The sequence below is a fragment of the Bradyrhizobium sp. UFLA05-108 genome, from assembly GCF_059803455.1.
In genome coordinates this window covers 48,737-57,053 of sequence record NZ_JBANAZ010000062.1, presented here as the reverse complement: position 1 = coordinate 57,053, position 8,317 = coordinate 48,737, and the positions used below count along the sequence as shown (strand labels likewise).

Genomic DNA, 8,317 nt, shown 5'->3' with positions numbered 1-8,317 from the left:
CCGGTCTGACTAAAGCTGTCGGCGAGATGGCGCATGCGACGACAGTGGTCCGCCAGGAACCAACCTCTGTCCTACGCTTTGGGCGCTCTCGGCCATGAGACTGCAATCGCAAATGCAGGCGATTGAGTTGCTCAAACGTGCGACGCACCGCGATAAAACGGAGCAAGAGACGTGCGTTTTAAGGGTCTTGATCTAAATCTTCTGGTCGCGCTCGACGCTCTGATGACAGAGCGCAATCTCACCGCAGCAGCGCGCAGCATCAACTTAACGCAGCCGGCCATGAGCGCCGCAGTCGCCCGGCTGCGCGTCTATTTTTGTGATGAACTATTCACGATGAGGGGGCGCGAACTTGTCCCAACTCCGCGCGCCGAAGATCTCGCCGCTCCAATTCGGGAGGCTCTGGTACGCATTCAGGTCTCCATTATCTCCCGGACCGTGTTCAACCCAGTGGAGTCGACCCGCCGCTTCAAGATTATCCTTTCCGACTTCATGACGGTCGTCTTCTTCCGTAACATCGTCGACCGGGTCGCGCGAGAAGCCCCCGGCGTGCGTTTTGAATTGCTCTCACGCGCCGACGAACCCGATGAGCTTCTCAGGCGCGGCGAAGTCGACTTCCTGATTCTGCCGGAATTGTTTCTGTCCAGCGCGCATCCCAAAGCACAACTGTTCGAAGAAACTCTGGTGTGTGTGGGCTGCCGCATGAATAAACAGCTGGCAGGCCAACTTACGTTCGAGAGATTCGCATCAATGGGACATGTTGCGGCCAATTTCGGACCGACCCAGAAGCCCTCCATCGATGAATGGTGCCTGCACGAGCATGGGCTCAAGAGGCGCATTGAGGTCATTGTTCAGGGCACTAGCATGATCCCGGCTATGCTATCGGGGACTGAACGAATAGCGATGCTGCCGTCGAGGTTAGCGAAGCTGGTCGCAGAGACGGCACCCTTGCGGGTTTTGCCGCCCCCATTGCCGTTACCAGCTTTCACCGAGGCCGTTCAGTGGCCTACACTTCAGAATGCAGATCCGGCAAGCATTTGGATGAGGCGCATATTATTGGATGAGGCGTCCCACATGTCTTGCGGTGCGTGAGACCAGTCAAATAAGTAGCCCTCCTAACGCAATCGAAGCGCCTCGTCACGCTCTATCGTCATACAAGCTCTAGCCGTTCGAGCGGCTCGAGGAACAACTATGTTCAAGAACGGCTTCGTTATTAGCAACATTTCCCCTTTCTGGCTTCTTTCGGATAATCGTCATTTTCGAAGCTCACGTTCGCGAAACACTCGCCGGGATCGGTCACAGGGCTCGGAAACTCTCGGAAGCATTCCTTGTGCAAGTGCAACTCTTCCGCCCAGAAGGTTGTAGGCGATGAGCTCGCCGCTTTGCACCTACCATCTTTTTGGTGTTCTCTCGTTTAGAGTTCCGAGTACTTGTGAACACAATGGTGCAGCGGCCGTGCGCTCTTATTAATGTTGAGTCGCACCTCAGGAACCTGCAATAAGCGTCTTTGAAGCGTGCTATTCAGGTTATTGATCACAGCATCTCCACTGATGTCGAGCGCGAACTCGATTTGGGGTTAGCCGCTAGGTCTGAGGGAAGGCAAAAAACGCTCTGTTGCACGACTGCCTCACTCGAGCAGTGCTGCCGTGTTATTGGTGTACGCCGCAAGTCTGTCTTGTTTTAGCCCTACCGGAGCCAAACGCCTTGGTCAGGTGCGCTATTGCGCGTTGGTAAGCAAGGACGCGAGCGTGCAGCAACGCATAGGTGTCTACGATCCAGAAAACCTCTCGCTCTTGGGAAAGATTTTTGACGAGACAATCGCCGCGCTGCCTTGTTGCCTCCCGCTCCTTGACGGGCGTCGACCACAGTTTTGGCGGAGTTCGAGATTCCACCTATGATGTCGCCGATTTCGGCAAGGGCAGCCACCGACTAAGACGCCGCTGCCTGAATGCCGCTGATGTGTTCGCTGATCTCCGGTTCGCGTAGGCGGTTTGTGCAGCAAGAGATTTGAGTTATTCGGCCACGACTGCAAACCCTTTGCCAGTACCCGCGGCTTCAAATCGCCGCGTTCAGTGCGAGCAAATTGGTTTGGCGCGCGATCGCGTCAATCAGTTGCACAACGTTTCCGATTCGCGCCCGCTCCTGCCGTCACACTCAGTATGCACTTGTCGCTGAGTGGCCTGGCGGACGGCTTCGCCGGCCAGATTGGCCACTTCCTCAACGGTCGGCCGATGTTGGTGATCGTGGCCACCATTTCGTCGGTCGCGGCCGCGACACGCTGAACATTAGCGGACGCATTCTCCGACGAGGAGGAGACTTCGACCGAGAGCTGCCGGCTCGATCCGCTGTCGAGGCCAGGTCGTGCGGAGCCTTCAACTTCTGAAGATGCAAGCTTCGGCCATTTGCCCAAGCTCATCTCTTCGACCCAAGGCCCTGAACAACATCGGTGACCGTTGTCGAGCTGGCGCATTGCCGCTGCCATGGAAGTTCTGCCGGTGAGCTGACCAGCGTCCATTTCGACCAGTCTGGAGCAACTCGAGGAGTACGCGCGGAAACCTTCGCCAAGTTCTGGTTGAGATGCTGGTGGAGGGACTCCGTCGGCTCTCAACCGACTCGCCGAGGCATTATTTCGAGAGCGCTCGTCAGCGCGGATTGCAGAACGAATCAGATTTCTCGCTCATTAATGAAAGCGCTCCAAAAGTGCAGCCTGTCCATGGCATCTGAAACTCCGAACGAGAGCATCCGGCAGGTTTTTTTTTACGACGAGCATAAGCAAGCATTTGAGCTATCATATCTCTTTACACGAAAGTCGTTTCTGATGTCACCAAGCCCGGTACCGGTCTCGATTCACCCACGATTGTTCTTTGTTCTGCGGAACTGGATCATTTGCTTCGCTTCTCGCAGTAGCCTTTGGAATCGACCTGAGCGCTGGAGCCTTTTAGCGGCGTTCGCGGCAACGGCGACGCCCCGAACTCGCGGAATAGATTTCATTCCTCAGTCGAACCGCTCGGCGTCACGAGCCGGTCTCCCGAAGATGATGCCCGAATTAGAAGAGCGCCGTGAGCCAGCCAAATGATATCGAGCGCGTCAAGCCGGCATCAAGCTTCGTGGTGCATAGGACTGACCGGGGGACATCCCCATACTAAATCCCGTGTGAATCGTCCCAGGTCGATCGGTGTTCCGGCTCGGCAAGCCGATACTGAGCGGTGCCGCTAAGCACAGTGGGCAACAAGGACTTGCAGAATGCAGGTGTGAGCTTGCCGCGGTGGACCACGACGTCCTCGTGACCCGTGGCGGCCCGGGCGTTCTGCCACTGCCGATTGAAGCCGCGTTGTGAATTGGACTTGACGTGGCAAGCGGCGAAGTCAGCGTCGTCCAGCGTCGCTAACTGCCACCCATGTACCGGCCGCTTCGTATGGATGTGCACCCACATGGGATTCGGCATTGTACCATTGCGCAGCGCCTTGGGTTGCAGCTTGATCTCAAACAGCGCCCCAGGCTCGCCCTTTAGCGCGCGCGGTAGATCCGGGGATGCCAACTCCTCGGCCGTCCGCAACTGTTCAAGGTATTTCTGCGAGGGGAAGGCGTAGGTCTTCATGCAATCAATCCTGGTGGTGGCCTTTCGCTTTTCCAAAGAATCGGCAATCCCCTGAACTTGGGACGACACCTCTCTGAGTTCGACTATCTTGCTGTGTACTTGGGGCAGTTGTGCAGGCGTGAGTAAGCGCAGTCGACCTGGCTCCTGCAACGCGCCCACACAGGCCTGCATCTCGGCGACCTGCGTCCGCAGGCGCTCGACGACTGTGTCCACGACGTGGTCGGCATCCTCTGGTTTCATCTGGCGCGCTTCCGAGGCTGCCCGTTGCTGACCAGCCAGATCGAATTGCAAAAGTTCATCCAACCGGTTGAGGAGTTGGGGCAATTCTTCGATCGAAGGCGAGGCCTGCCAGATCCCCAACTGTGCCGTCAGCGACGATGATGCCCGCGCATGCGCTTCTTCCGCCCTCACGAGCTTCTTCGTACCTAAATCCGTGAGCACGACAACCTTAGCTGGTGGCGCGGTTGCCTCGTCGGCTGTAGCGGCCTGCGGTTGCGCGCGCCCGTGAGCCGAGCTTTTGGCGCCACCGGCCGACGTGCGCTTGCTTTTCCCTTTTCGGCGCGCTGTTGCGCCTTCGGCCACTACAGCCTTCTGGGTAGTGTTGGCCGGTATCGCAGCTCCAGCGTCGGCCAATGGTGCGGTGGCCGGCGTCTTCGGCTGCAAGGCCAGGAGGCGCATGACCTCATGCGCAGTTACCCACGCGCCTTCGACGATCTGGCCCGAAAGTTCCGATGGGAGGACGGTATCTTTTCCGAGATCGCTTACGTTGGCAACGATGTCGTGCCACGCGGCCCCAAATTCAGAAAGCCGCTCCATGACTCCTTCCAGAACGGCACAGTGCTCTGCGTCGAGTGCGCGTCCTTTGCTCTGTAAGACAGCATCGCTCGTCGAGTTGAACGCCGGGAAAACGTCTCGGACGAAGGTCCCCAGCAGACGCGCCCGCCCGTTCTCATCCATGAGGATTTTTTCCGTGGTTGGTTCGAGCGTGCTCGCCAGCGGCTCAATCATGACCTGCGCGAGAGCGATCCGCTGCTGCAGATGCATGCACTTCGTATTGAGTGCCCAACCCGTTTGCAGGCGGAGTGCGGCTTCTTCAGCCTGCCGCATCTCGGCCGTTGAACTCGGGAAATTGGCAGTGGCGGCGCAGACGGACTGCATCCATTCCGAGCGCAATGCCTTCTTTCCCCACCACTCCATACAGGCCGCATAGTGCTTTGCTACACTGGAAACCGCTCGGCTCAGCTGGTCGGATGGAGCATCTGATTTGCGCAACCGGTCGAGCACGGTTGCCGCACTAACCCTCTTCTGCTCCAAGAGGTAGATTGTCGGGGTGGCCAGCTCGTTGCATCGGTCCGCCGCACGGAGCGCCTCGTCGCGGATTCCGCGAGCCTGATCGTCGGGCAAAATCCTACGCGCCACATGCGAAGGCAGGCTCGCGCGGTACTCCAGAACGTTTGAGCTTGCTTTGACAAGCTTATCGAGCTGCTCTTGCATCTCTGACGAGTTCTGCGGTTGCATGGCCGCGGTACGGCAAATGTCGAGCTCCTGAAGCAGCCTTTCCATTTCTCGCTTTGCCGCCTTGATATCGTCGGCTGACGACGAAATCGGGACTGCCATTCCCGAGCTTCGCGTCGTTGTATCTTGAGGCCCAGAGCGCATCCGCTCGACGACGGAATCGAAAAAATGGCTAGCTTCCCCAGGGGGACGACCCGACTCCGAGCGCGAACTGCTCGATACCCATGTGCTGTCGGCTCCAGTAGCCTCACCGTGCGAGTTGCCAGCTTGGCCAATGCCCTTCATACTCCACTCCGATGCAAGCGAATGCGCAGCCTGTTTAGATAAGGCGCCTGGCTGACAATTAGCTGACGAATGAGCCCGCCCCGTCACGGAAATCTCGTTCCTCCTCGTACTCTACGGAACCGCTCCTGGGTCTGCCCGGTCGAGGGGCGGACGAGCCTTTTGGTCGGCCGACGGGACGACTTTCCCCAAAGGAGGAGCGTCATTCCGTGAGTCCATTCCGCTATGCTAAATGCAGGCGTCTCGCTCTCGGGCGCAAGGTGCGAAACATACCAGTTCGCCTAAACTGAAGGCGACTGCGAGCAGGCTCGGGCAGAGCAGCACGAGGCCGGTCGCAGTCACTACCAAGAGGCTGTCGGAGACATAGAGAATGCGCGTTTGCCCTTGGTGGAGCACTGTCGGCGTCATAAGGTCATGGCTTTTGCTTCAGAGCAAGCATGCAATCCAGCAAAACCGATAGCTGAATCGTTGGATCTTTAAAGAAATATGCCTGCACGCAACGAACAAAGCGCATCGTTATTTCAACGCTGCAATCGGAACTTTCGTGCGAAAGCGTTCCGGCTGCTTTGAACGGCGGGCCCAGGCGAGAATTGAGACGGCCCGCAAATGCCGAAGTGATTCACGATCTGCGAATGCGCATTCGTGCTCGCGCCGATCGCGACGGCGTGAGGTTTGGTTTCTTCGCGCTGCCATTGAGGTGTTCTCGCTGTGGGGTACCGCGACTGATCCCTCCACGAGATGAAGACTGGCTTTTACGTTAGCATGACCCTGGGCACTTGAGTCGCATTACCCGGTGGCCCCTTTTCCGCCCATGAGGGCGCGCTCACGATGGTTCAGCCCGCGCGAGAGCTTAGCTTGCGAGCTTGATCCTTGGGCCGATTTCGACCTCTTCGGAACGTGCTCTCGGACGCCGCAGATAAGATGGGCGTGTTCAATGACCCACTCGCGCCTGAGTGGGGTTAACTCGCCTCGGACTCATCCACATGACGGATTTAGTCCTGCCGAACGTCTCGCTAACCCGATTTGAGGGCGTGGGAAAAACGGCTGATCTGAAACGGTGATATGGCCAGAGCATTTGGATTGGCCGTAGGGCCCTTCGATTGGGTGCGATGAGAGAGAAATGACCGGTAAAGATTCAAAGCGGCGCGTGGCCCGCTCCGGCAGATCGCGCCAGGGATCCCCGCTCTGTGCCGGTACAGAGCCGCGTCGACGAACAGTCGATTGTCGGCGGCGGTTCCACCGACATGCCTTCGCGGCCCAGCACAAGATTGATCGGATGCGTAGAGTCGCATCGGCCGGTTCCTCCAAAAGCCGACACTCATAAATCACTCATTCCCTGATTGGGAATCCCTCAAGACAGGTTCCAACCTGAGAGACATCACCCGATCGCTCGCATTCGCCCGAGTTGGGGACGTTTGAGTTGCCGTTAGCGAATCGCGTGGCTTGGATCAGCAAACCGCGGCGCAAGGATCGAACACTAGATGAGATAAATGCAGACCACGCGTGTTTGGAGGCGGCAAACCGTGGCACCTCTCAGCGTAATGCATGGCAGACACATCCCTGCCGAACCTGTGGCGCTTGTGATGATCCGCCTAAGCGCGCTCATCTGGGCTGCCGCCTAGTGGCTCTTCTGCCCGTTCCCATGAACGAGACCGCAGCTGCGCACCAAGAGCGCGCCATTGTGGACGCGTGAGGACTAAGTGCCAGGGGGCGGCCTGAGGTCCTCGGCTGACGTTTCCCACCCATTGCCGCGTGAGAGTGCTGGGCAGCATGCGTACGCGCGCTGTTCTGGTTCTGCGAATCATTGTTCTCGTCTAGGACCGCGCGTAAGAGCGGCCCTGGCAAAAAAGAGGCCCAACTTCGCCGTTAGGCCGAACAGCGTCGCCGACGCGGCAAGCTCGTATCTAAAGGGGAGCCCGCCGCGATCGGCTCTCTTGTCGCACCATTCGAGTAGCGCTGATGAATGAGTCCGTCCAGCAGCTTATAAAGGGGAATATCTGGTGCGCAAGCGCTCTGACTTGCGGTCCATGCGTGCGAACGCTGAGATACCCGGTGGGAAGCGACGGTTTTCATTGTGGACGGCGATGTCTCGGTGCGCCGCTCACTCACGGGCCTTCTTCGGTCAGTGGGCTAGATGTCCTTGCATTCGGTCGGCTCAGGAGTGCTTCAGAGCAAGCTCCCGCATGTCACCAGCTGCCTCGTCCTTGACGTCTGCCTGCCGGGAGTAAGCGGGCTCGAGCTCCAAAATGAACTTGCGAAACTGAACATTTCACATTCCAATAATCTTTATGACGGGGCATGGTGACATCCGAGGAGCGTCCAGGCCATGAAAGGCGGAGCCGTTGAATTTCTTGCGAAGCCGTTCCGCGGTCAGCAGCTGCTTGATGCCGTAGTCGCTGCGACCGAGCGGATCGCCAAAGTCGGGAAGCCGAGAAGATGACCTCAAAGCTGCACTCGCTCTTCTTTAAGCGGCCGCGAACAGGGGGTTTGAAAACTGGTCGCTCGTGGCCCTATGAACAAGCAAATAGCCGCGGAAATAGGCTCGCGAGATTACCGTCAAGATCTATCGCGGACAGATGATGAAGAAAATGGGTGCCCGGTCTGTGGCCGATTTGATCAAATGACTGAGCGGCTGGGAATTGAGGCCACCCATTCCAGCGCCCAAACCTGAGTACGATTTTACAATCTAGCCCCTTGGGCCACTTTCGGTCCAGGCGGCTTTACTCAGGCAAGTTGCCTTCTCCCTTGAGACGATCGTTTCGTCCACGCGCTCGACTACCGTTGTAGATGATGACGCGTCTATCCGTGCTGCAACGAACATATTTTAAAGTCGTGCGGATACATCGTCCATACATTTGCGTCGCTGGACTTTTTGGTCCCCCGCACATGAACGAAACTGCATGTGTGATCACGGATGTGCGGATG

General features: G+C 57.8%; 4 protein-coding genes and 1 pseudogene. 2 read left to right on the top strand and 3 right to left on the bottom strand.

Annotated features, from left to right (window positions below; all coding sequences use genetic code 11):
- Nucleotides 1-171 precede the first annotated feature (171 nt).
- Nucleotides 172-1,089: a LysR family transcriptional regulator gene (locus SO140_RS34325; protein WP_498543726.1), complete on the top strand. Its 918-nt coding sequence runs from the start codon at nucleotides 172-174 to the stop codon at nucleotides 1,087-1,089.
- A gap of 963 nt (nucleotides 1,090-2,052) precedes the next feature.
- Here the strand turns inward: SO140_RS34325 and SO140_RS34320 are convergent.
- The 3 genes and pseudogenes from SO140_RS34320 to SO140_RS34310 form a co-directional block, all read right to left on the bottom strand.
- Nucleotides 2,053-2,127 (bottom strand): hypothetical protein, encoded by a 75-nt coding sequence (locus SO140_RS34320; protein ID WP_498543734.1) that lies wholly within the window; start codon nucleotides 2,125-2,127, stop codon nucleotides 2,053-2,055.
- Nucleotides 2,128-3,139: 1,012 nt separating this feature from the next.
- Nucleotides 3,140-5,395, bottom strand: a complete 2,256-nt coding sequence (locus SO140_RS34315; RefSeq protein WP_498543725.1) for a T3SS effector XopP-like protein — start codon at nucleotides 5,393-5,395, stop codon at nucleotides 3,140-3,142.
- Between the two features lie 1,149 nt (nucleotides 5,396-6,544).
- Nucleotides 6,545-6,639: pseudogene (locus SO140_RS34310) on the bottom strand (IS5/IS1182 family transposase); the annotation flags it as partial.
- 1,329 nt (nucleotides 6,640-7,968) lie between these two features.
- Here SO140_RS34310 and SO140_RS34305 point away from each other — a divergent pair.
- On the top strand, nucleotides 7,969-8,016 hold the full coding sequence (locus SO140_RS34305) for a hypothetical protein (protein ID WP_498543733.1): 48 nt from the start codon (nucleotides 7,969-7,971) through the stop codon (nucleotides 8,014-8,016).
- Nucleotides 8,017-8,317 lie beyond the last annotated feature (301 nt).

Excerpts from the sequence above, each read along its gene's own strand:
- SO140_RS34315 (WP_498543725.1), bottom strand. The coding sequence starts at position 5,395 with ATGAAGGGCATTGGCCAAGCTGGCAACTCGCACGGTGAGGCTACTGGA.